Source organism: Bradyrhizobium sp. ERR14 (assembly GCF_014198235.1).
Classification (GTDB): Bacteria; Pseudomonadota; Alphaproteobacteria; order Rhizobiales; family Xanthobacteraceae; genus Bradyrhizobium.
This window is the reverse complement of record NZ_JACIHD010000001.1, coordinates 882,854-902,981: the sequence shown is the minus strand read 5'-3', so window position 1 is coordinate 902,981 and position 20,128 is coordinate 882,854. Positions and strand designations below refer to the sequence as shown.

General features: G+C 62.8%; 24 protein-coding genes. 12 read left to right on the top strand and 12 right to left on the bottom strand.

Features of this window, described 5'->3' with window-relative positions; all coding sequences use genetic code 11:
* Positions 1 to 68: 68 nt before the first annotated feature.
* Complete coding sequence (locus tag GGD62_RS04495; protein WP_183234336.1) at positions 69 to 467, top strand: RidA family protein; 399 nt, start codon at positions 69 to 71, stop codon at positions 465 to 467.
* Positions 468 to 520: 53 nt separating this feature from the next.
* On the opposite strand, the gene GGD62_RS04490 is transcribed toward GGD62_RS04495, so the two are convergent.
* From GGD62_RS04490 to GGD62_RS04480, 3 genes are all read right to left on the bottom strand, one after another.
* Positions 521 to 1,066: a hypothetical protein gene (locus tag GGD62_RS04490; RefSeq protein WP_177237166.1), complete on the bottom strand. Its 546-nt coding sequence runs from the start codon at positions 1,064 to 1,066 to the stop codon at positions 521 to 523.
* Positions 1,011 to 1,361, bottom strand: coding sequence for a hypothetical protein (locus tag GGD62_RS04485; protein WP_026201935.1), 351 nt, complete (start codon positions 1,359 to 1,361; stop codon positions 1,011 to 1,013). Before GGD62_RS04485 ends, GGD62_RS04490 begins: the two co-directional genes overlap by 56 nt.
* Positions 1,362 to 1,533: 172 nt before the next feature.
* Positions 1,534 to 2,121, bottom strand: a complete 588-nt coding sequence (locus GGD62_RS04480) for a formyltransferase family protein (RefSeq protein ID WP_183707291.1) — start codon at positions 2,119 to 2,121, stop codon at positions 1,534 to 1,536.
* A 186-nt stretch (positions 2,122 to 2,307) separates the two neighbouring features.
* Between GGD62_RS04480 and GGD62_RS04475 the strand changes: the two genes are divergently transcribed.
* The 3 genes from GGD62_RS04475 to GGD62_RS04465 all read left to right on the top strand — a co-directional run bounded on the left by GGD62_RS04475 (position 2,308) and on the right by GGD62_RS04465 (position 3,794).
* The gene (locus GGD62_RS04475) at positions 2,308 to 2,592 is read left to right on the top strand and encodes a hypothetical protein (RefSeq protein WP_179736643.1); all 285 of its coding nucleotides are present in this window, start codon (positions 2,308 to 2,310) and stop codon (positions 2,590 to 2,592) included.
* A gap of 386 nt (positions 2,593 to 2,978) precedes the next feature.
* Entirely contained in the window at positions 2,979 to 3,197 is a 219-nt protein-coding gene (locus GGD62_RS04470) for a hypothetical protein (RefSeq protein ID WP_183707289.1), read from the top strand.
* A gap of 162 nt (positions 3,198 to 3,359) precedes the next feature.
* Positions 3,360 to 3,794 (top strand): hypothetical protein, encoded by a 435-nt coding sequence (locus GGD62_RS04465; RefSeq protein ID WP_018317939.1) that lies wholly within the window; start codon positions 3,360 to 3,362, stop codon positions 3,792 to 3,794.
* A 25-nt stretch (positions 3,795 to 3,819) separates the two neighbouring features.
* On the opposite strand, the gene GGD62_RS04460 is transcribed toward GGD62_RS04465, so the two are convergent.
* The 3 genes from GGD62_RS04460 to GGD62_RS04450 all read right to left on the bottom strand — a co-directional run bounded on the left by GGD62_RS04460 (position 3,820) and on the right by GGD62_RS04450 (position 4,832).
* The gene (locus GGD62_RS04460; protein WP_018317940.1) at positions 3,820 to 4,122 is read right to left on the bottom strand and encodes a hypothetical protein; all 303 of its coding nucleotides are present in this window, start codon (positions 4,120 to 4,122) and stop codon (positions 3,820 to 3,822) included.
* Positions 4,123 to 4,259: 137 nt separating this feature from the next.
* Positions 4,260 to 4,487: a hypothetical protein gene (locus GGD62_RS04455; protein ID WP_018317941.1), complete on the bottom strand. Its 228-nt coding sequence runs from the start codon at positions 4,485 to 4,487 to the stop codon at positions 4,260 to 4,262.
* A gap of 132 nt (positions 4,488 to 4,619) precedes the next feature.
* On the bottom strand, positions 4,620 to 4,832 hold the full coding sequence (locus GGD62_RS04450; RefSeq protein ID WP_026201938.1) for a hypothetical protein: 213 nt from the start codon (positions 4,830 to 4,832) through the stop codon (positions 4,620 to 4,622).
* A gap of 150 nt (positions 4,833 to 4,982) precedes the next feature.
* Here GGD62_RS04450 and GGD62_RS04445 point away from each other — a divergent pair, with 150 nt between their 5' ends.
* Entirely contained in the window at positions 4,983 to 6,062 is a 1,080-nt protein-coding gene (locus GGD62_RS04445; protein WP_018317943.1) for an AI-2E family transporter, read from the top strand.
* A gap of 143 nt (positions 6,063 to 6,205) precedes the next feature.
* Positions 6,206 to 6,598, top strand: coding sequence for an NUDIX hydrolase (locus tag GGD62_RS04440; RefSeq protein WP_018317944.1), 393 nt, complete (start codon positions 6,206 to 6,208; stop codon positions 6,596 to 6,598).
* Positions 6,599 to 6,604: 6 nt separating this feature from the next.
* Here the strand turns inward: GGD62_RS04440 and GGD62_RS04435 are convergent, their stop codons facing one another.
* Positions 6,605 to 6,889 carry a hypothetical protein gene (locus tag GGD62_RS04435; RefSeq protein WP_092257955.1) on the bottom strand — a complete coding sequence of 95 codons (285 nt, stop codon included), beginning with the start codon at positions 6,887 to 6,889 and terminating at the stop codon, positions 6,605 to 6,607.
* A gap of 165 nt (positions 6,890 to 7,054) precedes the next feature.
* Complete coding sequence (locus GGD62_RS04430; RefSeq protein WP_018317945.1) at positions 7,055 to 7,294, bottom strand: hypothetical protein; 240 nt, start codon at positions 7,292 to 7,294, stop codon at positions 7,055 to 7,057.
* A gap of 560 nt (positions 7,295 to 7,854) precedes the next feature.
* On the opposite strand from GGD62_RS04430, the gene GGD62_RS04425 reads away from it, so the two are divergent.
* On the top strand, positions 7,855 to 11,184 hold the full coding sequence (locus tag GGD62_RS04425; protein WP_409333931.1) for a DEAD/DEAH box helicase: 3,330 nt from the start codon (positions 7,855 to 7,857) through the stop codon (positions 11,182 to 11,184).
* 1,193 nt (positions 11,185 to 12,377) lie between these two features.
* Entirely contained in the window at positions 12,378 to 13,046 is a 669-nt protein-coding gene (locus GGD62_RS04420) for a hypothetical protein (RefSeq protein WP_018317947.1), read from the top strand.
* 60 nt (positions 13,047 to 13,106) lie between these two features.
* Here GGD62_RS04420 and GGD62_RS04415 read toward each other — a convergent pair whose 3' ends face one another.
* Complete coding sequence (locus GGD62_RS04415; protein ID WP_026201940.1) at positions 13,107 to 13,349, bottom strand: hypothetical protein; 243 nt, start codon at positions 13,347 to 13,349, stop codon at positions 13,107 to 13,109.
* Positions 13,350 to 13,560: 211 nt separating this feature from the next.
* Between GGD62_RS04415 and GGD62_RS04410 the strand changes: the two genes are divergently transcribed.
* Positions 13,561 to 13,767: a hypothetical protein gene (locus tag GGD62_RS04410; RefSeq protein WP_183707287.1), complete on the top strand. Its 207-nt coding sequence runs from the start codon at positions 13,561 to 13,563 to the stop codon at positions 13,765 to 13,767.
* A gap of 52 nt (positions 13,768 to 13,819) precedes the next feature.
* Here the strand turns inward: GGD62_RS04410 and GGD62_RS04405 are convergent, their stop codons facing one another.
* Together GGD62_RS04405 and GGD62_RS04400 are read right to left on the bottom strand one after the other, a co-directional pair.
* Complete coding sequence (locus tag GGD62_RS04405) at positions 13,820 to 13,990, bottom strand: hypothetical protein (RefSeq protein ID WP_018317950.1); 171 nt, start codon at positions 13,988 to 13,990, stop codon at positions 13,820 to 13,822.
* Positions 13,991 to 15,303: 1,313 nt separating this feature from the next.
* Entirely contained in the window at positions 15,304 to 15,498 is a 195-nt protein-coding gene (locus tag GGD62_RS04400) for a hypothetical protein (RefSeq protein WP_018317951.1), read from the bottom strand.
* Positions 15,499 to 15,877: 379 nt separating this feature from the next.
* Here GGD62_RS04400 and GGD62_RS04395 point away from each other — a divergent pair, with 379 nt between their 5' ends.
* Positions 15,878 to 16,117, top strand: a complete 240-nt coding sequence (locus tag GGD62_RS04395; RefSeq protein ID WP_157644262.1) for a hypothetical protein — start codon at positions 15,878 to 15,880, stop codon at positions 16,115 to 16,117.
* A 1,769-nt stretch (positions 16,118 to 17,886) separates the two neighbouring features.
* Here GGD62_RS04395 and GGD62_RS40565 read toward each other — a convergent pair.
* On the bottom strand, positions 17,887 to 18,051 hold the full coding sequence (locus GGD62_RS40565; RefSeq protein ID WP_179736648.1) for a hypothetical protein: 165 nt from the start codon (positions 18,049 to 18,051) through the stop codon (positions 17,887 to 17,889).
* 213 nt (positions 18,052 to 18,264) lie between these two features.
* Here GGD62_RS40565 and GGD62_RS04385 point away from each other — a divergent pair, with 213 nt between their 5' ends.
* Positions 18,265 to 19,596, top strand: a complete 1,332-nt coding sequence (locus tag GGD62_RS04385) for a site-specific integrase (protein ID WP_246799984.1) — start codon at positions 18,265 to 18,267, stop codon at positions 19,594 to 19,596.
* Entirely contained in the window at positions 19,593 to 20,087 is a 495-nt protein-coding gene (locus tag GGD62_RS04380) for a hypothetical protein (RefSeq protein WP_183707282.1), read from the top strand. Before GGD62_RS04385 ends, GGD62_RS04380 begins: the two co-directional genes overlap by 4 nt.
* The last annotated feature ends 41 nt before the right edge of the window (positions 20,088 to 20,128 follow it).

The window sequence follows — 20,128 nt, the reverse complement described above, 5'->3', positions numbered from 1 at the left end:
ATGCAGCGATGCACCGCAACGTGCTAAGGCATCAACGAACAACGACAAAAAATGGGAGAACTCAGCTCATGCAGATCCTGCAGCCGGCCGAATGGAAAAAACCGCGCGGCTTCTCTCACGGCATTGTGGCGGAAGGCCCTGGCCGCTGGGTGGTTTTGGCCGGCCAGACCGGCGGCGACGAGGCCGGCAATTACACGCCCGACATGGCCGCGCAGGTCGCGGCCGCGCTGAAGCGGATCATCAAGCTTCTGGCCGAGGCCGGCGCCGGCCCCGAGCACATCGTCCGCCTGACCTGGTACCTGACCAGCCGCAGCGAATATGAAGCAGCCGGTGCCGGCATCGGCGCCGCCTGGAAGGAAACGCTCGGACGCAATTTCCCGCCTTCGACGCTGCTCTATATCGGTGGCCTCGTGGACGAGCGGGCCAAGGTCGAGATCGAGGTCACGGCGTTCGTGCCCGGCGCATAAAAAAAGTCGACCCGGCGCGCTCGCCGGATCGACTGCCGTGTCGCTTTACGGTCTTACTTCGACAGCGAGATGTTGGCGCCGCGGAATTGGCTATCCGCGCGGATCGAGACGTTCTGCTTGTTGCCGGACGTCTTCAGCGAGAGGTTGGCATTGAAACCGGCGGCCGAGGCGACCAGCTCGTAGTTTCCGCCGGCACCGCGGCCCTGAAGCGAGCCAGAGATGTTGCGGCTGGCCTCTGACCAGCTGCCGGCGATCGCGCCGCCTTCAGCCTTGACGTTGGCTCCGAGGTTGAACTTGTAGGCGTCGCTGGCGCAGGTCAGCGACATCTCCATGGTCGGTCCGATCGGGGCGTATCTGGCCCGGCAGCGGATCCGCTCGGTCGAGCCGTCGTCCAGGGTGACGACGCCGCCGCCGCTCCAGGTACCCGCCAGCGGGGCGAAGGGGCCCGACTGGGCCATGCTTTCGGTGTTGGCGATCCCTGCCGCAAACAAAACGGCGGCCGCAATCAGCAGCCGCCGGTTCCGGGCGCGAGCCTCAATTGGTTTATTGGCGCGATGCTTCCCACCGCCCGCTGCACGGTATGCCTGCAGATGCTCCATTCCACTTCCCCGATCCGGCGTTGCCGCTGAGTTGACCGTTGGCATATGCACCATTGATCGAAACTTTCACAAGTCCCCCGCTGCCGATGGTGCCGGAAACGTTAGCGCCGGGCGCGGTGATCCGGCCGTCGGCAACCGTCAGCATGGAGCTTGCGGTCGGCTCGCAGGTGCCGCTCTTGGTGACGATGATGACCTGCCAGTTGCCGTCATAGGGGCTCTGGGCGAGGGCGGGAGCGGCGAGGGTGCCGGTCAAAACTGCAGCGGCACAGAACGCCGCGATGCGACCAAAACGCATGAATTCCGTCCTTGAATTTGTCTGATATGCTGACGCTTATTCGGACGAAATGTGACGGAAATTTGTTGCGACGCCAAATCGAAAATTGTTCCTGTGGAAACAATGGTTTATTTGCGATCCCGGCTCCAATTTTCGAAGCGGAATCAAGGCCCCTTCACGTTAAGGGTAAACGTCAGGAGAGACTCGGTGCAGAGGTCGCGAACTGCTCGTCCTGAGTCTTGGACGGCAGCGCCTTGTGGACCTTGGCATAATCGATCACGTCGGCGAGCAATTTGAGGCCGAGCGGAGCGAGCGCGCGCTCCCAGAGCTCGCGGGCGGTCTCGCCCTTCTTGACGAAGCACCAATCCTGGGCGGCGATGGCGCCAGCGTCCATGCGGTCGGCGAGATGATAGATGGTGCCGCCGGCAATCGGATCGCCTTCCTTGATGGTCCATTCCACGGCGGCCTTGCCGCGATGGCGTGGCAGCAGCGAGGGGTGGTAGCCGATCCCGCCGAACTTGGCGGCGGCGAGCGCGTCCTTGCCGATCCGGGCGTGGCTGTGCGCCGTGATGATCAGGTCGGTATCGGGGGCAATCTCGGAGGCCACCACCAGCTTCGGATTGGCTTGGACCGCGACCTCGATGCCGGCCGCCTTGGCGGACGCGGCCAGCCGATCCTCGGCATCGGCGACGACGACCCGGACGACCGAGACGCCGTGCTCCCGGAGCATGTTCAGGGTGGTCACGCCGAAATGGCGGGAGCCGACGAGGGTAATGCGCATGGGTGTCCGATCCGGTCTCGCAACTGCGTCATCCTCCCGATAACACGTCCGGACGCCCTGTCACCCCCCGCGCGGCGTTTGCGCCGGTTATCAACAATGTGCCGGCGGGGCGCGACGGATTTCGCGATTGCGCAGGCGACCGTTCCGGTGCTCCATAGCTGCATTGCACGGCTTGGGAGCGAGTGCATGCGAGGCGCCTGGCTTTTCCTTTTCGCGATGCTGATCGTAGCCCCTCCGGCCCATGCCGGCGGGCCGTACCCTGCTGTGCCGCCGGAGACCGGAGTCGCGCCGTTCGTGGGGCCGACCTGGGACGCCTATCGTTGCGCCGGAGGGCCTGTCACCAATTTCTATCACGGTGCCTATTACGGTGAGGAGCCGCCGGCGCTCTATCGCGGCTACGCTTACCGGCCGCACTATCGCTACGGCGCCTATCGCAGATATCCGCGCACCTATTTCTGCGTCACGGACTAAAGCGTGATCCGGAGAACCGCTGCGCACTTTTCCGGAGCATGTTTTGGCGTTGCCGCACGGCCACGACGGGCCTGCATGCAGGCGATAAAACCGGTTCCTGTGTTTCGTTTTTAACAGAGGTATTTGCGGCCGGCTGCTAGACCTGCGTCTACCGGGGCTGGCGACATTTCAACCCGCATCCGTTTTCGAACCCGGCTTTGGCCGCTGGCATAATCGCCAGCGGCCTTTTCGTGCCACGCATCACGAAATCACCGAACGGTAACACGATCTCAACCAGCCTGGCGTATCGACGAATCCGTCGCGGATTTGTATTGCGTACCGCGACACCGAAAATGTCCCGCCGGCCTTTGTGCGCCGCGCGGGCCTTTTTCGCCGGGACAGATTTCATGCCGAGCGCAATTGAGCAGATTGTCGACAGCTATGTGCGGCTGAAGAACCGGCGCGGGCTCGATCAGCTGATGATGCACAGACAGCGGCTCGCGGTCGATCTGAAGAGCAGGTCCGGCTATGATTTCAGCCTGCCTATCGGCCAGATCGACGAGGAGATCGCGATCATCGAGGCCGGCCTTGGCCGGCTCAACGCGGAAAATTCCAACCCGGTCTAGCGGGGGCAGCGAGGCGGGCTCCCGCGCGGAGTGGGGACGACGCATCGTCGCAGGCCGAAAACCGGTTCATGCATGGTTCAGGCCGGCCATGTCTCAATCCCCGGGTTGTTTCGTGGGACACGAATCCTGCTAGGCTTGTCCCCGTGATTTGGAGGAGACGTCATGATCGAGCTTGCGCTGGCCGGCCTGCTTGCATTCGCAACCGTGCCCGCGGCATCGCCGGAGCCCATGGTGCAGCAAGTTCAGTTCAGGGGTGGTCCGGGCGGACAATGTCCGCACGGCTATGATTACAACCACTCGAACGGCCGCTGCTATCCCAACGACTATCATTCGCCGGGTGTCTATACCCGGGATCCAGGGCCAGGCGAATACTACGGACGACGACGCGGCGGCGGCCTCTGTCCGCACGGCTACGACTACAATTACTCGAACGGCAGCTGCTATCCGAACGGGGCGCACGGGCCCGGCGCTTACGGGCGTCCCGAAGCCTACGGCGGACGACGCGGCGGACTCTGCCCGGACGGCTACGATTACAACTATTCGAGCGGACAGTGCTATCCGAACCGCGCACGTGCGCCCGGCATGTACGGGCGGTAATCGATCGCCCTACTGAGGCGGGCGCTCAGTCGCGCCGGCCGCCGTCGATCACCGTGAATAGCGGCCGAGCCGGGGTCGGCTCGACCAGCAATTCCTCCACCAGCGCGGTGGCTGCATCGACATATTTGCGTGTCGGCTTGTCGAGAGGGCGCTTGGCCTCGTCGTCGAGCGCGATCTTTGCGGCTTCGACAAGCTTGCGCATGCGCGCCGCATGGTCGTCGCCCGCCGTCAGCGTCGCGCGCGCCAATGAGCGCAGCACGAACAGCTCGCCCTCGAGACGGAGCAGGCGGTCGTTGAGCCTGGTAAGGACGGCGTTGAGGTCGGCCATGTCTGCTGTTCGGCGCGAAGGATCCGTCCTGATCTAGCGGCGATCGGTGAACGGAGTCCAAACGGTACCGGTGCAATTCGGCCGATCCTCCGGTCCGTCCAGGATGACTGGCACGGCGCAATCAGAGGTTGGACAGCCTACCACTCGACGTCGGCCCAGCGCTTGCCGAACACGGGCGGCCGTGTCTTCACGGCTTGCCAGCCGAAGAAATGATGCTTGCCGGACCAGGCATGCACCACGCCGCTACAGATGCTGCATTTAAAGCTGCCGGTGTGGGCTTCGCTGTGCTCTTCCCTGGTCGCGGTGTAATTCATGCCGCAACCTGCACAGGAGAATTCTTCGATCGTCCAGATGCTGTTGGCCATTTGATGGAATGCTTTTTGTTGACCTCGACCCAAGATAGTCACGGGCGTTTGCAACGGCGTAAACCGGGGCAGGGAAATCCGGTTAACGGGCGTTAGCCAAGCCCGGCCGCCGTCGCGGGCTGCGCAGCCGGATCAGCTGCCGTTTCGCATGTCCCGGTCGATGCGCATCTGCACTCGCCTGATTGCGAGCTGCCGCAGCCTGCCTTGCACCCGTCCGGAGCGGACCCTGCCGCCGATCGCATAGGCATATTGCCAATAGCCCGGCGCGGCGTTCGGCCTCAGGGAATAGCGGATACCGCGGTGCATTCCCGCGCGTGCATCGGATTCTCCGGGAGGGTCTGTCATCGTCTTTCGAATGCGGGATGGCCCCGATGTGTTCCTAATCGTGGGCCCCGGCAGTTCCAGTCGCCTTGACGGCGGATGCGTTGCTGGCAATAACGGCTAGACCTCGCAAGCACCGGAAGTTGCGTTCATGCCGCAAGGAAAGCAGTGCCCGTGAAAAGTCTCCGTCAGCTCCTGACGGGAGAGGATGTCATCCAGCTCGTGATCCGGCTCGGCCTGCTCGCCCTGCTGATCATCTGGACCTTCCTGATCATCCGCCCGTTCGTGCCGATCCTGGCCTGGAGCGGCGTGCTCGCGGTCGCGTTCTATCCGGCCTTCAGCTGGGTCGCAAAAATCCTCGGCGGCCGGCCCAAGACGGCAGCAGTGATCCTGACCCTGATCACGCTCGGCATCGTCATCGGCCCGGCGACCTGGCTCGGCATCAGCGCGGTGGACGGCGTGCGTGAGCTGGCGCATCAGCTCGGCACCGGCGATCTGGCGCTTCAGGCCGCGCCCGAACAGCTCAAATCGTGGCCGCTGGTCGGCCCCTTGCTCTACGAACTCTGGGACCAGGCCTACACCAACGTCCGCGCGGTGGTACGCGAGGTGGCGCCGTATCTGCAGCCGCTGGCGGGACCGCTGCTTTCGCTCGCCGGCGATGCCGGCGTCGGCACGCTCCAGTTCCTGGTGTCGGTGTTCGTGGCGGGCTTCTTGTTTCCACATGGGCCGCGGCTGGTCGCGGCCAGCCGCGGTTTCCTGTTTCGCATCGTGCCCGAGCAGACCGAGCATTTCCTGTCGCTCGCGGGTGCGACCATCCGCGCCGTGGCGCAGGGCGTGATCGGCGTCGCGATCGTGCAGGCGCTGCTCGCCGGCATCGGTTTCAAGCTCGCGGCGGTGCCGAGCGCCGGCCTTCTCGCCTTCATCGTGCTGCTGCTCTCGATCGTGCAGATCGGCGCCTTCCTCGTGCTGCTGCCTGTCATCATCTGGATCTGGACCGCCAAGGACGTCACCACGGCGCTGCTGCTCACCGTGTTTCTCGTCGTCGTCGGCTTCCTCGACACCATGTTGAAGCCGCTCGTGATGGGACGCGGCCTGACCACGCCGACCATCGTGATCTTCGTCGGCGTCATCGGCGGCACGCTGGCCCATGGCATCGTCGGCCTGTTTATCGGGCCGATCATCCTGTCGGTGGCCTGGGAGATGATGATGGCCTGGATCAGGACGGAGGATCGGGCGGGGGCGTCCGAGGGCTGATCTCGCCTCGAACGGCGCGATCCTTCCGCCGTGTCGCGCCAGGACCCGAGGGATCGCGGCCTGTGATCAAAACGGGCCGGGAACTTGTCTGTTCGACTAGACAAGTTACGATCGGGACGATTCTGGTTTCAATGACGGCAGCAATGGCGAAGTCTTCCAAACTGGTTGCCGCCCGGCGCGGCAAGGTCTTGTTGGTCAGACGCCGGTCGGACGGCCTGTGGATGTTCCCGGGCGGTCGCAAGCGCGCGCGCGAGTCCGACAAGGATTGCCTGCGGCGTGAGATCAGGGAAGAGCTGCCCAAGCTGAAGCTTGGCAGGATCAGCCTCTGGAAGGAAGTGACGGCGAGGAACAAGCGTTCCGGTCGCAAGATGAGCGACGCGATCTTCATTGCCAAGACCGCCAAAGGCAGGCTGGCGATCGGCGACAAGAAGGAGATCGACCGTGCCGCCTGGCAGAAGCCGCGCGGCATCCGTCTGACGCCGACCTCGCGCTATATCCGCGACCGCCTGTTTCCGAGGAAGCAGAGGCGGCGGTGAGCTAGGCTAGTCCTCGCGTCCCGCCGATCGCGTTCGTCCGGCGAACCTCCTCGACTGCGCCCCCTGCGGTTCGGGCGCAGCAAGCTTCGCGGCCTCGGCCTCGCGCATCTCCTTGCGGACCTTGCGCGCATCGCGCATCGCGCGCTTGACGAAGGGATGTTGGGAATCCTCGGCGAAGAACAGCACCACTTCGCAGCTCGGACATTGCCTGGAATAGCCGTCCTGCAACCGCCCGGCGCGATCGCGAAACACGTTCTTGCACCGCGTGCACTGAATCTGGACTGAACTCATGCGCGCACAACAATGACTTTGGGAAATGGATCGTCAGCTGATCCCAAATGTCTGAAGAAAGCTTGAATGCCTTGGTGGCGGAATGCTCGCAGACCGCGCGGGCAAGCGCCATCGGCCGGCCGTGGCCGGCGGTGGAAGAGGCCGGCTGGAACAGCCGGGCAGTCGCTATTGCTTGGCCGCCATCGTGTCGAGGCATTGGTTGAGAAAGGCGGTGCGATCCCTCGGGAGCACTTTCTCGAGATCCGCCTTCAGCGCGCATTCGCGCTGGCGCAACTGCTCGGCCCGGCGCTTCTCGGCCGCCTCGCGGAATTCGGGAGCAACCTTGTTGGGATCGACCAGCGGCTGAGAGCGTGCGGGAGCCGTTGCAAGGAGTGCAATGGCGGCGATGAAAATGACTGGTTTCAAATGAGCCTCCGTAAAAGGAGGCATCCTAGCGCGCGACGGGTGCGCGCTCAAACCGGGGAATGCGGTACTCCGTTCCGGCGTGATGCCGCGCGGGCGAACCTCCGCCGGCGACTTTGGAACGACTTGGCACGGCAAACGTCGAATCCTGGCTCCCGGCCCATCCCCAAGCCCCAAAACCCCCAGGCCGGGAGTAAACCTTCCCCACAAAGGTTGGCGACCTCGGTCTCACCGAGGTCGTTTGTTTGGCGTGTGTGAACCAGTTCACAAGCGCGCGGTGAAATCGCTGCTATGAAGACGTCATTGCTTGACCAGTTCATTTTGCTCGAAACGCCCCAGCGTGGCTCCAAGCGCTGGGGTTTTTCGTTTCTCTCCGGGCGCAGAATGTTTACAATCGCGCCAAGTGTCGCATCGACAGACGCAGATCTCGCGCCGCGCTAGTTCCGGCCCGAGCTCGATCAACAGCCAAATTGTCGGGATCGCGGCGCCGCGCCGAACGTTGCCACCCGGCGTGCGTTCACCGGGCAAATCCCATATGCAAGGCGAGAAGTCGCCGAATCGGAATGAGGGCGGCTGGCGTTCAGTTGACGACGGCTTACGACCAGAAACGGATCCAAGTGAGGCTTACCAAAAAGGCGCGGGTGGCCAAGACGCCGCCGAAGAAGGCGTCACCGCACAAGACGTCACCGAGCAAGACGTCGCCACGCAAGGCGCTGCCAACCAAGACGTCGCCAAGGAAGAGCAAAGCGGCGCAGCGCGCTGCGATCTCGTCCTCGTCGCCGCTCGGCATGCTGGCGCTCCATCTGCTTGCCCAATGGACGCAGTCCGGACGCAGCGGCATCGTCTTTCTCGCCGAGAACGAGAACAGGGCGGAGCGGCTCGGCAGTGTCATTCACGCGCTCGACCCCTCCTGTGAGGTCCTGGTATTTCCGCGATTGAACACTCTGCCGTTCGATCAGCTCGAGCCGTCGCACGAGCTCGCAGGGCGCAGAGCCTCCGTCCTGAGGCGCCTTGCGAAAGCCAAGAAGCCGCTCTTTCTCGTCTCGACGGCGGAAGCCGTGATGGAGCGCCTGCCGCTGCCGGCGAGCCTGTCGCGCCTGAGCGTGAGCCTGAAGGTGGGCGGCACGTTCTCCGAACAGGATCTCGAGACGCACCTCGAAGCGCTCGGATACGATCTCGACGACGAGCCGGATTATCCGGGTGGGGCGCTGTTCCACGGCCAGACCTTCGAGATATTTCCGGCCGGCGCGCTGGGGCCGTTCCGGATCGAGCATTCGGATCGCGCGATCAGGCGGATCGTGGCGTTCGATCCGAACGAGCACAGGATCATCTTCGAGACCAGGGAACTTGTCGTCGATCCCATGTCGGAGCGGCTTGGCCTTGCCGGCAAACGCGGCAAGCGCGCGAGCCTGTTCGACTATTGCGGACGCGCCAAATGGATCGCCGATGCGGGCGTGCCGGTGCATGCCGACGGTTGGTTCGACACGATCGAGGAGGCCGCGCCTCGTGCGGAGCGTGAGCGCGAATATCTCGGACGGCGGGACTGGAAGCAGCTCTCCCGGGGCATGAAGGTGTTGCCGCGCGCTTCATCCTTCCAGACGGTCCCGGAGTTTTCGAAACTGACTTCCTCCAGGAAGGCGCTGCGTGCCTTCGTCGAGGAGACGCGCCGGGCCGGATCGCGACTGATCCTCGCCGCAGCGCATGAGGACGATCTGCGCGTGATGGAGCGGATGAGCGGCCTCAAGGCGCAGCGCTGCGAAGATTGGGACGACGCGGCGCGCGGGCGGAGCGGCGAGTCGGCGCTGCTGGCCGATCTCGATGCAGGCTTCGTGATGCCGGGCAAGAAGCCTCTCGTCGTCGTGACGGCGTCCGACGTGCTCGGCAGCCGGGCGCATCATCCGCAGCCGATGGCGCGCGCCTGGAGCGCGGCCTTCGATCATGCCGACGTGCCCGAGCAGGGCACGGTGGTCGTCCATCTCCAGCGCGGCCTTGGCGTGCTCGACGGCCTGCAGACCGTGAATACCGGCGGCGGCGCAATGCGGGAGATGATCCGCCTGAAATTCGCCGGCGACAATGCGGTGCTGGTGCCGCCGCCCGATCTGGCCCTGATGTGGCCTTACGCGGCCGAGCTCGGCAAGCTCTCGCTCGACAAGGCGGACGGCAGCACGTGGTGGGCGCGCCGCGGTGAGGCCGAGCGCGAAATCCAGGTCGCCGGCAAGGCGCTCGCCAAGCACATCAGCCAGCGCCGCAAGCGGCGCGGCGAAAAGCTGGTTCCGCCGGGATCGGCCTATGAGAAGTTCGTCGCGCGTTTTCCTTACTTCACGACGACCGACCAGGCCAAGGCGGTCGCCGACGTGCTGGACGATCTTGCCTCCGGCCACCCGATGGACCGGGTGATTTGCGGCGACGTCGGATTTGGCAAGACCGAGGTGGCGCTGCGTGCGGCGGCCGCCGTCGTGCTGTCCGGCAAGCAGGTGGCGATCGCAGTGCCGACGACGGTGCTGGCTCGGCAGCATGTCGCAACGTTCCAGAAGCGATTTGCGCCGTTCGGCATCGAGGTCGGAAACCTGTCGCGGGCGACCTCGGGCGCGGAGCTGCGCGAGACCAAGGAGGGACTGCGCAGCGGCCGGATCAAGGTCGTGATCGGCACGCAGGCGCTCGGTGGCAAGGATGTCAGGTTCGACGATCTCGGCCTCGTCATCATCGACGAGGAGCAGCATTTTGGTGCGGCCGAGAAGGCCAAGCTGTCCGGCCTCGCCAAGAACGTCCATGTGCTGATGATGAGCGCGACGCCGATCCCGCGTACGCTTGCCGCGGGCCTAGCTGGCTTCCGCGACCTCAGCGTGATCGCTTCGCCCCCGGTGCACCGGCTGCCGGTCGCGACCAGGATCGCGCCGCTGTCGGATGCGGCGATCGCCTCCGCGCTGCTGCGCGAGCAGCGCCGCCACGGCCAAAGTTTCCTGATCTGTCCGCGCATCCAGGATCTCGATCCCATGCTGGCGCGGGTGCAGGCCGTGGCGCCGGACTTAAGCATTGTCTGCCTGCACGGCAGGTTGGCGGCCGACGAGATCGACGACCGCATGATGAGTTTCGTTGAGGGCAGGGCCGACGTCCTGCTCGCGACCAACATCGTCGAGAGCGGCCTCGACATTCCCCGCGCCAACACCATCGTGGTGTGCTGGCCTGAAAAGTTCGGCCTCGCCCAGCTGCATCAGCTGCGCGGGCGCGTCGGCCGCGGCGGCATCCGCGCCTTCGCCCATCTGTTGACCGAGACGCAGTCCGGACAATCCGAGAAGCGGTTGGCTGTGCTCGAAGAGTTCAGCCGGCCCGGCGCGGGCTTTGCCATCAGCGAGCGCGACCTCGATCTGCGAGGCGCCGGCGACCTGTTCTCGGAGCAGCAATCCGGCCACGTCCAGGTGTTCGGGCCGGTGCTCTACAGCCATCTCCTCAAGATGGCCTCGGAGAAGCTCGACGAGGGGCAGGCGGTGTGGGTGCCCGACCTGAACCTGCCGGTCGCGGACATGCTGCCCGAGACCTATGTGCAGTCCGAGCCGGTGCGGCTCGAGCTCTATGCGCGCGCCGCGAGATGCACGGATGAGGACGACCTCGAAGACCTCGAGGAGGAAACTGCCCGCCGCTTCGGCCCGCTGCCGAAGGTCGCGCGCGACTTCTTCGCCGCAGCCAGGCTCAGGCTGGAATGCAAGCGCAGAGGCATCATCCGCCTCGACGTCGGCCCTGAAGCTGCGGCCGCAACGTTCCTGCCCGGACGCCTGCGGAAGTCGAAGGGAAGATCGCTGCAACGCGACGGCGACCGCGTGGTCCATCACGCCAAGATGCAGGACGCGCCGTTCGAGCGGGTGGAGGAGCTGTTCGAGCTGCTGGACGAGGGGTGAGGGCTCGCGCGTTCGTCAGCGCGAACAACTGCGAATTCGTAGCGGAGTCCCTGTTCCACCATTATAGTTAATCGGGGCGTGGCGAAGGAGATTGTCCGATGTCACATGCCATTCCTCCGATCATTGTCGCGATTGTCGCAAGCTCGTGTCTGTTGGCCCTGGTGCAAGCAGGCGGCGCAAATGCCGGGTCGGCAGGAGCGGGCATGGGAACGGGGCCGGGTAGCGCTGGCGGCTCGGCGCCTTCTGGAATGGGGACGGGAGCGGGCAATGCAGGTCCTTCCGCACCCGCGGGGATGGGGACGAAGGACACCGCCGCCGGCGGAGATCTGGGCACCAACAGCCAACCGACCAATCCGAACGTTCAGCCCGCCACGCCCGCGAGGTCGCGGGCGGCAACTCAGGCTGCGAGAAATGCCGGGGTTGGTCACGCTCAAAATGGCCTGCCGATCGGCGCGATTGGAAGCGGCACGAGCAATGAGGATCAAAAGGCCACTGGTTCGGCGTCCTCCCAAAACAGATTACGGCCGGCAACACAGGCTCAGGGAAACACCGGCGTTGGCTCGGATGCTCTCGCAGGGAGAGGCTCGAGCCTTTCAGACCAGCGAGCCGCACGAGCTGGAGACAAGGTGCTGGATGCCAAGGCCCAGGTCGAGCGGCGAACGACTGTGTCGCGCAAACGCGGTACGAGCCCGAAAGGACCAGGTTTGTAATCTGCGAGCGGATGGAGGAGCTGTTCGGAGTGCTGGATGAGGGGAAGAGCGCATAAAAATGCGAAAACAACCCCATGCACAGTAGCTAAGTGCTGCTGGCACAAGGTGTTTTGAATCCGCGGCTAGGCTCGTTCGCTCCGTCGGGCAAAACAGAGGCATTCTGCCAAATTCGGAAAGGCCTTTGGTCAGATGCTGACCTAGGAACGGCTGCCGTAGGGTGGGCAAAGGCGCAGAGCGCCGTGCCCACGTCTTCGTTCATTGCAGCTGAAGAACGCCTTCGCCCACCCTGCGGCAGCTGTCAGCGTAGCGCCTCTGGTCTTCGCACGTTCCCCGTAATCGGCCGGGGGCGGCGTGGTCGGCCGCTAACGTAGAATTAATCCAAAATGCTCACAATTTTAGGCAGTTGTGTAAGGGTGCTGCGTACAAGGGGTCGTCGCGAGGGCGGTCCAGGGGCGGTTTCCTGTTGCTCGCTCACTGGGGTCAATGCAAATGACCACGACCTTCGAAATGCAAAGCTTCGCCCAAGAACTCGACGCAGTAGCACTTGCAGCCGCCGCAGCGGAGCAGGAACCCGCGGTCCAGGAAGCCCCGGTTCCGATCAAGCAGTCCAGCCGGAAATCGGTCCTGGCCCTGTCGGTGTGTGCCTTGGCCATCAACGGCGCGGCGGCCATCTACACCTCGCCGTCCGATTTTCGGTCGCTGAATGTCGGCAGCCTGGCTGAACTGCTTCCGCGCCTGGAAGCATCCGTGCCAAAGCCTGATCCGGTCGTCGCGGCCTTGAAGGACATTCAGTCGGCCCAGCAGCAACACACCGCATTGCTGCAACAGACCAATCAGGCAACGGACCAGAACTCGGTTTTGCTGCAGCAGGATTCAATGGTGCTGCTGTCGCTGCGACAGAGCATCACGGACGAACGGGTCGACGTGAAGAAGATATCGTCGCAGCTGTCCACGCTGATCGCGAAGATCGATACGCTGCAAAATGCGATGACGTCGGACGTCACCTCGTCCATTCGAAGAGCGCATGCGCGCTACGGACTATCCGCCGCGATGCGCAAGCGGATGGTTCGCGAAGCAAAGCCCCTCGGTCCCGTTTCGGTCGGAGGCGCGCCGCTGACTGTGCCGGCTGCGACGGCGGCTCCGGAAAGCTGACGACTGCAACTTCGGGATTGACCGAGGTCGCCCGGATTGACCGTCAGGTCTGACAGTCCGTCACTTCGCGACGTGGTCGATCTTGTGCTGCAGATGCCCGGTGTCGTGATCGCGACGCAACTGGCTCAGCGACGTCTCGTTCAGCTGCAGCAGGACCTCGCTGAGCTCAGTCGTATCGGGATAGCCGGCCGCAAAACCCCTTCCGTAAATCTTGCGCAACGTGCCGACCAGCGTGTTGCCGTGCTTCTTGCTGATCGCGCCATCCTTGTCACGGTGGCGGCCATCCAGGCCGTGTTCCTTCATGGTTCGCTCCCTGTGCGGCGTCTTGAGCGCCTCGAGAGAGCCTGCTCCCAAACGAGTTGACTGGCAATGGCATGGTGCGCGGCAGTTGCGAGCTGCCTGCACCAGCGCAGGTGCCCGCGCTTCTCTCCTGCTTGTGAAACCGCAATCGGTTGTGGTGAGCCGATCGGTGCATCAGATGACAGCGGGCGATTGCTCGATTGGAGTTGATGCGATGCGCTCTCTTCTTGCCATGGGTCTGTTGCTGGCGCTGTGCGCCTCCGCAAATGCCGCGCCGGTGCATCGCGCACGCCATCCTGCGGTGGACCGGCCCCGCGCGAATGCAATTCCGGCGGCGCGCTTTGCCGTCCCTGGCTGGAGCGACGATGCAACGCTGCGCTGGCTGAACAACGCCTCGTCAAACGTCGGCCGAGGCGGATAGCCGCGGAAACGGGCGCTGATGATGGTTCGAATGGCCCGGAAGGGCGGGGCGGCTAGGCGGCCTGCTCCTCGAACGAGGTGTAGACCCGGCCGGCGGGATCAACAACCTGAACGTCCCAGCACCCGTCCTCTGTAAGCTCTTTGGCTTTCTTGAGGGCGGCGGCGAGTGACAGCCGCTTGAGACTGACGACGCCCGCCGTGTCGAAACCGTTGATTTCAAACATGCCGTTCCTCCGGTTTTGGTGAATCCTACACGTTTCCGGCGGGTTGTCAGCGGGTTTTTGAGAGTGGCTCCCGGAGCGGCTGCAGATGCCAGGCACTAGCAGGGAGCGGTAGGAGGCACTGTCGCCGGCAGGCGTGGAGCGCGATCAGCAACTTCGGCCTCAAGTCAGTGGGATGGTGTATCCACCCGCAGACAGGGACGGCACTGGCAGGCCTGTACTGCGGGAAGCGTGAAGATTGCAGGCAGCGTGGCCAAAAACGTCATCGGCCGTCTGCACTTGGAGCAGATCAGAACGGGCGGGCTGCCTTTCGCTACGCAGATCATCGTCAAAATGCCTGGAGGGGAAGGGCACAATAGGCAGATGTTGCGTGGAGTTCATCTCGGGGCGACTACTGGACTCTATCGGAAATTGGGCGGTTTCTTTGCGATAAGAGTGCCGTTCGGGAGACCGGTCGCGGTGGCGCTGCTTGCAACGAACGATGGGATTCGAAAGTGCTCAACCCATTCTACGTGCTACATGGGCAAGGTCGCGAATGGGGGACTGAGACCACTTTGGCTTTGACGAGATCGCCATCGTGGTTGGACATTCGAGAAGCGTGTCTTGCCGCTACGCCAACGAAACTTCGGCCGCACGTCCTCGCCTTCATTAACTTTTGGCTGAAGCAACATATGTTGGTGCCGGAACAGCGCCGGGAGATTCTAGTCCGATTGCATCATTGTCCCGATTGGTCCAGCGACGGGCCAATCCAAGTTTCTTCGAAGCTTGGTTGGGGGCTTGCACGACGGGCGAGAACATCATGGTCAAGCGGTTGACGCCGCTGTGCTGCTGCGTGAACGCCTAGAACAGCTCACGTCTCAATTATTCGAATTGGAAAGTCTTCGCTCCCGCGTGCTTGAGGCGGGGCGGCGCGCACAGATCACCGCCGATCCCGATACGCTGACAACGCGGGGAACAGCGTTCCGTGATCCACGTCAACAACGGGCCCCCGTCAGCCCTTCGCAATCATCCCGGCCATGACTCCGAACGACGAACCACCGGCCCCGCCGAGACCAAAGCCCGCGCGCGACACGCGGCGCATGGACGAGGCCTTGGCTAACCTCGAAGCGTATGCGGACGATCTGCGGGAGCTGATCAGGAAGCTCCGGAGGCGATTGCATTGACGGTCCGTTGCCCCGGACGCTGCCGAACTTGGGCCCGGCCGGAGGCTCACAACGCACCTACGTGCTGCAGACCCCGAAAGCTGAAGACAAGTCGAGCAAATCAGTTGGACGATGTCCGCAAAAAGTGGACCGCGGGATTCGCGGCGCGCCTTTTTAGGGCCGAGTCGGGGCAGTCGCGGTCTTCCGCTCAAGCATAGCCATTTCAACTTGGTCAGCCAGGACCGTGAGGTGGCTTGCAAGCCGGTCGAACACTTCGCGCTTGCCTGGATCGGTTGCCAAATCGCGGATCAGGGCGCATTCGGCCGCATCTTTCCGGAGCTTCTCGATCTGAGCCAGATAATCCTTCATTGGGCCATTGCTCCGTTCCCCGCAAATGGAACGTACAGGCAATGTACGAAAGCGAACAGAAGTGATTGCCGCTTTTTCCTAGTCTACGGTGGCTTGGCCTTCCCCAAAGGTCCAAGCACCTCCAGCGGCCCCGGCCTCCCCACCCCAGAAGCCCCCACCGCCGGGGCCGTCACTGGCGATAGCCCGACCGATCGATCGTATCCCGGGAAGTTGATCTTCTCCGCGTTCGCGATATGGGGGCCTTGAGCCATTTTGCAGCGGACGCGCTGCGACGATGCGCGGCACTTTCAATGGGAACTGTCCCCTCGCCACCGCATTTCCGACCGCATAGTTTTCCCGGTTGTCTCGGTCGGTCTTTGAGTGGCCCAAGGGGCGTACAATGGGCATTGGTGATCACACCGCTGTGCTGAAACAGCGTTTCGACGAGCTCGCTTCCGGGCTCTCCGAGTTGGAAAATTTGCGCTCCCGCGTGATCGCGGCCGAGCAAATGCAGAAGATGCGTAGCGCCGACCGCAAACCGGCCGCACCAATCCACCGGACTGCTAAACCCAAATCATCGTCGGCAAAATCCGATCGGCCAAAGAGGCGCCTGGCGCGGCCGCCCAGCGTCGGGCAATGACGTCGACGCCGGGCTACCGGCAATGCCAATGCCGGCTAGATTTTGGCAACCGTCATCAGCATTCGAGCGTGGCCGAAATACCCAACTAGTGAACTACGCGAAGAAAATAGTAGCCGACGCCGCCGATGACGAGCACCGTGGGGACGGCCCAGAGTATGAATACCGGCATGTCTACCTCCTCCAGTTACCTCCGGTAGCGGGATAACTTGGCAGAGATGGTGCCGTTCCAGCCTTCTAGGGGCGGGACCGATCTTCGCGTTGCACGGCTTGAGCTTCGTGAGATTCAGATTAGCGCGTTGAGCACTTGCGAAACCCATCGCAGGCAAGTCGGTCGGTCACTTCGCGGGCTTTTGAGGATCGCTCCGATAATCGATCGCGGATCGCAGCGGCGCTGATCGCAACGAGCGATGGGTTTTGCAAGAGCTCAAACCGACTTACGCGCCGAGTGCTATGCCAGCGGAATGGTGTCGACGCGCAGACAAGGGCGGCACTGGAAAGCATGGACTGCAGGCAGATTGAGGATGGCGGGAAGCGTGGCCAAAAACGTCATCGGCCGTCCGCACTTGGAGCAGATCAGAACGGGCGGGCTGTCTTTCGCTACGCAAACCATCGCCAAAATGCCTGGAGGGGTAGGGCACAATAGGCGCATGCTGCGGGGAGTTCATCTCGGGGCGACTACTGGGGTTTATCGGAATCTGGCACTCGTTTGCGGCGACGAGCTACCAGAGCTCTATTGCGCATGAACTCGAGTGCGAACCATGTCGACGTCGAAATCGCGACCGGCCGTCACCGAATTGTACATTCCTCATTCCGGAGACGTCGATTGCGTTTTTAGCCTTACGCCGCTCTACCTTCCGAAGTTCGCGCGCGACGAGGTCGCAGCGGGAGGAGCTTCTCGGGCCCTGCTCAAGCTCAATTGGCAGGTCAAAAGTCCTCGGTCGGGTGCGCTTCTACAGCGGCAAGTACGGACCAGCGACAGAAAAGTGCGATTTTTAGAACCCGCTAGACGTCAGCGCATGTCGAGATGGAACGACACTTCGCTCGGAGACCGCGTCCTCGGGCTTGCGGGACTGACGCGCCAAAGCGCCCCCGAAAGGGGATGGGGACTTTTCGCGTGGGCCTAGTGCAACACGCGCGCGGCCTCGGCGAGCCGAACCCTTTCTCTGAGCTCCTCGAGTTCCTGAAGCATTTTCAGGAGATCGGGCAGGACATTTGCCCGCTTCAAAATTCGGGTCGTTTGTCCCATCGCTATACGCCTCCATGGCCTCCTGACGGCGAGCCACATCAAGGCGCACACAGGCAAATTTTCCCCTGCAAGAGAATGAACAATCTTAACCAGATCAGTGGTGGGATGATCGCGGAGCCTGGACAACGCGAAGCGATCCTTTGCCGGGGATTGCGCGTCATCCGCGATAGGCGGGCCATCGGCCTTGCCGGGCCTCATCGGCTCAGCGGTTGCCATAGGCAGCGTAGACAAAGCGCGGCTCGATATCAGACAGGCGGACAACATCAGGCCAGCGATCGGCGCTCAACGCTACGTGATGGCCGCAATGGCGGTAGAACACAACGCCCTGCAAGCCATCTCGCGCATCTTGCCGAACGTGATCTTCACCGGTCGGCCGTCCGCGTGCGTGGGCGTGTGGCGTCGAGCAGAGCCGGGCATGCCGCTATCGAAGCGCGCCGCAAGCCGGAGTCGATTATCAATTACTTGGGCTTCGGAATGCGCCCGAGCTAGCGCCCCGTAGGTGTGCAAAGATCACTATGACGATCTACCCCGTGATGATTGCGCCCACGCGATCGAGATAACGCGCAACCAGTTCCGTCGCGAGTATGTCCTCAAACTCCGCAGGAATGTTCTTCATGTTCACGCGCAATCGATTCGCCGACACGGGGCCCGCGCAGAGTTTTTCGGTTCGGCTGGTCTTGTTGGCCAAGCTATTGATCCGGCTTTTGGTGAGCGCGCTGGGGCTCGAACCCAGGACCCCGTGATTAAAAGTTATAGTTTTCCGGATTTCTTTGGATTTCATCCTGTTTCATTTCCTTACATAACCTATTGAAAGTGTTGATACTTGCGCCGAAATGCGCTAACAATGGATTTCATAGGGCTGCGCGCTATTTCAGATTCTTGTGGCCCCGGAGTGGCCCTGATGCCTGCAAAGAAGCACCGCAAAGAGTTGACCACGACGATGGTCGCTCGGCTCAAGGCGCCCGCGGCAGGGCGGCTGTGGTTCGCGGATTCGGTGGTGCCGGGTTTTGGGGTGCGTGTGACCGAGAAGGGCGCGAAAACGTTCGTGCTCCGGACTCGATATCCCGGTGAGGCCAGCGCGAGCCGGCGCGAGATCGGGAAGGTGGGCGAGATCGATCTTGCAGACGCGCGAGATAAGGCTCGGGCCTGGCTGAAGCTGATCGGCGAGGGCAAGGACCCGGCCCGAGTTGAGGAGGAACAGCGAAAAGCGCAGCTTCGAAAGGGCGCCACGACGGTCAATGCGGTGCTCGACGCCTTCGAAAAGGACCATGTCGAGGGGCTTCGAAGCGGCGATCAGGTCAAGGCCGCCTTCACCAGCCACGTCAGGCCACGGATTGGCGATAGGTCGATCTACGACCTGAAGCGCAGCGATATCACCACCATGCTCAATGAGATCGCGGCAGAAATCGCGGCAGAGAGTCGGAAGGCGAAGGGGAAGAGGGACGGCAAGGTCATGGCTGACCGGGTCCTGGCGCACGTCCGCAAGGCCTTCAACTGGCAAATGGTGCAGGACGACGAGTTCAAATCGCCGATCGTCCGCGGCATGGCCAAGACGAAACCCAAAGAGCGCGCGCGCAAGCGTATCTTGGCGGATGACGAGATCAGGGACGTTTGGAAGGCTCTGGAGCAGATCGAACAGCCGGCCTGCTACCCCCGCTATGTGAAGTCTCTGCTTCTATGCATGACCCGCCGGAACGAGTCGGCGCGAATGCACACGAGCGAACTCGAAGGCCATCTGTGGACGATCCCCGGATCGAGGTACAAAAATAAGCTCGACCACGTCATCCCGATCACGCCAGCTATCCTTGAACTGATCGGTGAGAAGCCCGCCGGCTGCAAGAGTAATTCCTGGTACGTGTTCTCGACCACGACCAGCGGCGGACAACTCGACGGCGCGAAGGCCTTCAGCGGGTTCAGTAAGGCAAAGAAGGAACTCGACGCGATCGTTTCCAAGATCCGCAAGGAGGCTGGTAGGGCGCCCATGAAGCAGTGGCAGCTTCATGATCTGCGCCGCACCGGCCGCAGCCTCATGAGCCGCGCCAAGGTCGACGCCGACCACGCCGAGCGTTGCATGGGCCACGTCATCGGCGGCGTGCGCGAGACTTACGACCGATACGAATATTTGGATGAGATGCGGAAGGCGTTCGAAGCGCTGGCTTCAACGCTGGACATGATCCTGAATCCGCCGGTTGACAACGTTGTACCGATGCGCGCAGTGGCGGAAGTAGCATGATGAGCAATGTTCCTCTCCCGGGTCCGCCGGACGATGAATCCGATGATGAATCTATCGCCGCATGGCACGAGTGGCACTATGCCCTCGATTGGGCGCGTGGCGGTGATTTCATCCCGCTAGCCGAATGCCTTCGCCGCTTCGAGCTGCCGCTCAATAATGATGATGTTCGCAATTGGCTAGCAAGCGGACTCGAAAACGGATTCAAGAAACCGCGCAAAACCAAGAAGCGGCCGCAATATGTGCCGTTTGAACTGGAGGGCCGCCGCTTTTATCTCGACGCCCGCTATCTGAAAATCTTCGAAGCGATGAAGCAAGTCTCCGAAACGCGCGAGTCGCTCGGAGAGGATATGGCGATTGCAAATGCTGCCGCGCAATTCGAAATGGAACCGGAGGATTTGCGGCAGCATTTGCGTCGGCCGCGGTCTCGGTGGGGATTGAGCCCCGCAAAACACGACGGAATGTTCGACGGTGTGATCGGGCCGAAGGATTAAACTAGCGCAGTCAGGACCCAAGATCATGGCTGCGGTTACAT

Bases quoted from the DNA above. Each gene is read 5' to 3' on its own strand.
- GGD62_RS04470 (WP_183707289.1), top strand. From the start codon at position 2,979: ATGCCGAGCGCAATTGAGCAGATTGTCGACAGCTATGTGCGGCTGAAG.
- GGD62_RS04380 (WP_183707282.1), top strand. From the start codon at position 19,593: ATGATGAGCAATGTTCCTCTCCCGGGTCCGCCGGACGATGAATCCGAT.
- GGD62_RS04400 (WP_018317951.1), bottom strand. From the start codon at position 15,498: ATGAAGGATTATCTGGCTCAGATCGAGAAGCTCCGGAAAGATGCGGCC.
- GGD62_RS04425 (WP_409333931.1), top strand. From the start codon at position 7,855: ATGAGGGCGGCTGGCGTTCAGTTGACGACGGCTTACGACCAGAAACGG.
- GGD62_RS04395 (WP_157644262.1), top strand. From the start codon at position 15,878: ATGGGCATTGGTGATCACACCGCTGTGCTGAAACAGCGTTTCGACGAG.
- GGD62_RS04420 (WP_018317947.1), top strand. From the start codon at position 12,378: ATGCAAATGACCACGACCTTCGAAATGCAAAGCTTCGCCCAAGAACTC.
- GGD62_RS04415 (WP_026201940.1), bottom strand. From the start codon at position 13,349: ATGAAGGAACACGGCCTGGATGGCCGCCACCGTGACAAGGATGGCGCG.
- GGD62_RS04455 (WP_018317941.1), bottom strand. From the start codon at position 4,487: ATGGCCAACAGCATCTGGACGATCGAAGAATTCTCCTGTGCAGGTTGC.
- GGD62_RS04385 (WP_246799984.1), top strand. From the start codon at position 18,265: ATGCCTGCAAAGAAGCACCGCAAAGAGTTGACCACGACGATGGTCGCT.
- GGD62_RS04435 (WP_092257955.1), bottom strand. From the start codon at position 6,889: ATGAGTTCAGTCCAGATTCAGTGCACGCGGTGCAAGAACGTGTTTCGC.
- GGD62_RS04440 (WP_018317944.1), top strand. From the start codon at position 6,206: ATGGCGAAGTCTTCCAAACTGGTTGCCGCCCGGCGCGGCAAGGTCTTG.
- GGD62_RS04490 (WP_177237166.1), bottom strand. From the start codon at position 1,066: ATGGAGCATCTGCAGGCATACCGTGCAGCGGGCGGTGGGAAGCATCGC.
- GGD62_RS04475 (WP_179736643.1), top strand. From the start codon at position 2,308: ATGCGAGGCGCCTGGCTTTTCCTTTTCGCGATGCTGATCGTAGCCCCT.
- GGD62_RS04410 (WP_183707287.1), top strand. From the start codon at position 13,561: ATGCGCTCTCTTCTTGCCATGGGTCTGTTGCTGGCGCTGTGCGCCTCC.
- GGD62_RS04495 (WP_183234336.1), top strand. From the start codon at position 69: ATGCAGATCCTGCAGCCGGCCGAATGGAAAAAACCGCGCGGCTTCTCT.
- GGD62_RS04465 (WP_018317939.1), top strand. From the start codon at position 3,360: ATGATCGAGCTTGCGCTGGCCGGCCTGCTTGCATTCGCAACCGTGCCC.
- GGD62_RS04450 (WP_026201938.1), bottom strand. From the start codon at position 4,832: ATGACAGACCCTCCCGGAGAATCCGATGCACGCGCGGGAATGCACCGC.
- GGD62_RS04480 (WP_183707291.1), bottom strand. From the start codon at position 2,121: ATGCGCATTACCCTCGTCGGCTCCCGCCATTTCGGCGTGACCACCCTG.
- GGD62_RS04405 (WP_018317950.1), bottom strand. From the start codon at position 13,990: ATGTTTGAAATCAACGGTTTCGACACGGCGGGCGTCGTCAGTCTCAAG.
- GGD62_RS04485 (WP_026201935.1), bottom strand. From the start codon at position 1,361: ATGCGTTTTGGTCGCATCGCGGCGTTCTGTGCCGCTGCAGTTTTGACC.
- GGD62_RS04460 (WP_018317940.1), bottom strand. From the start codon at position 4,122: ATGGCCGACCTCAACGCCGTCCTTACCAGGCTCAACGACCGCCTGCTC.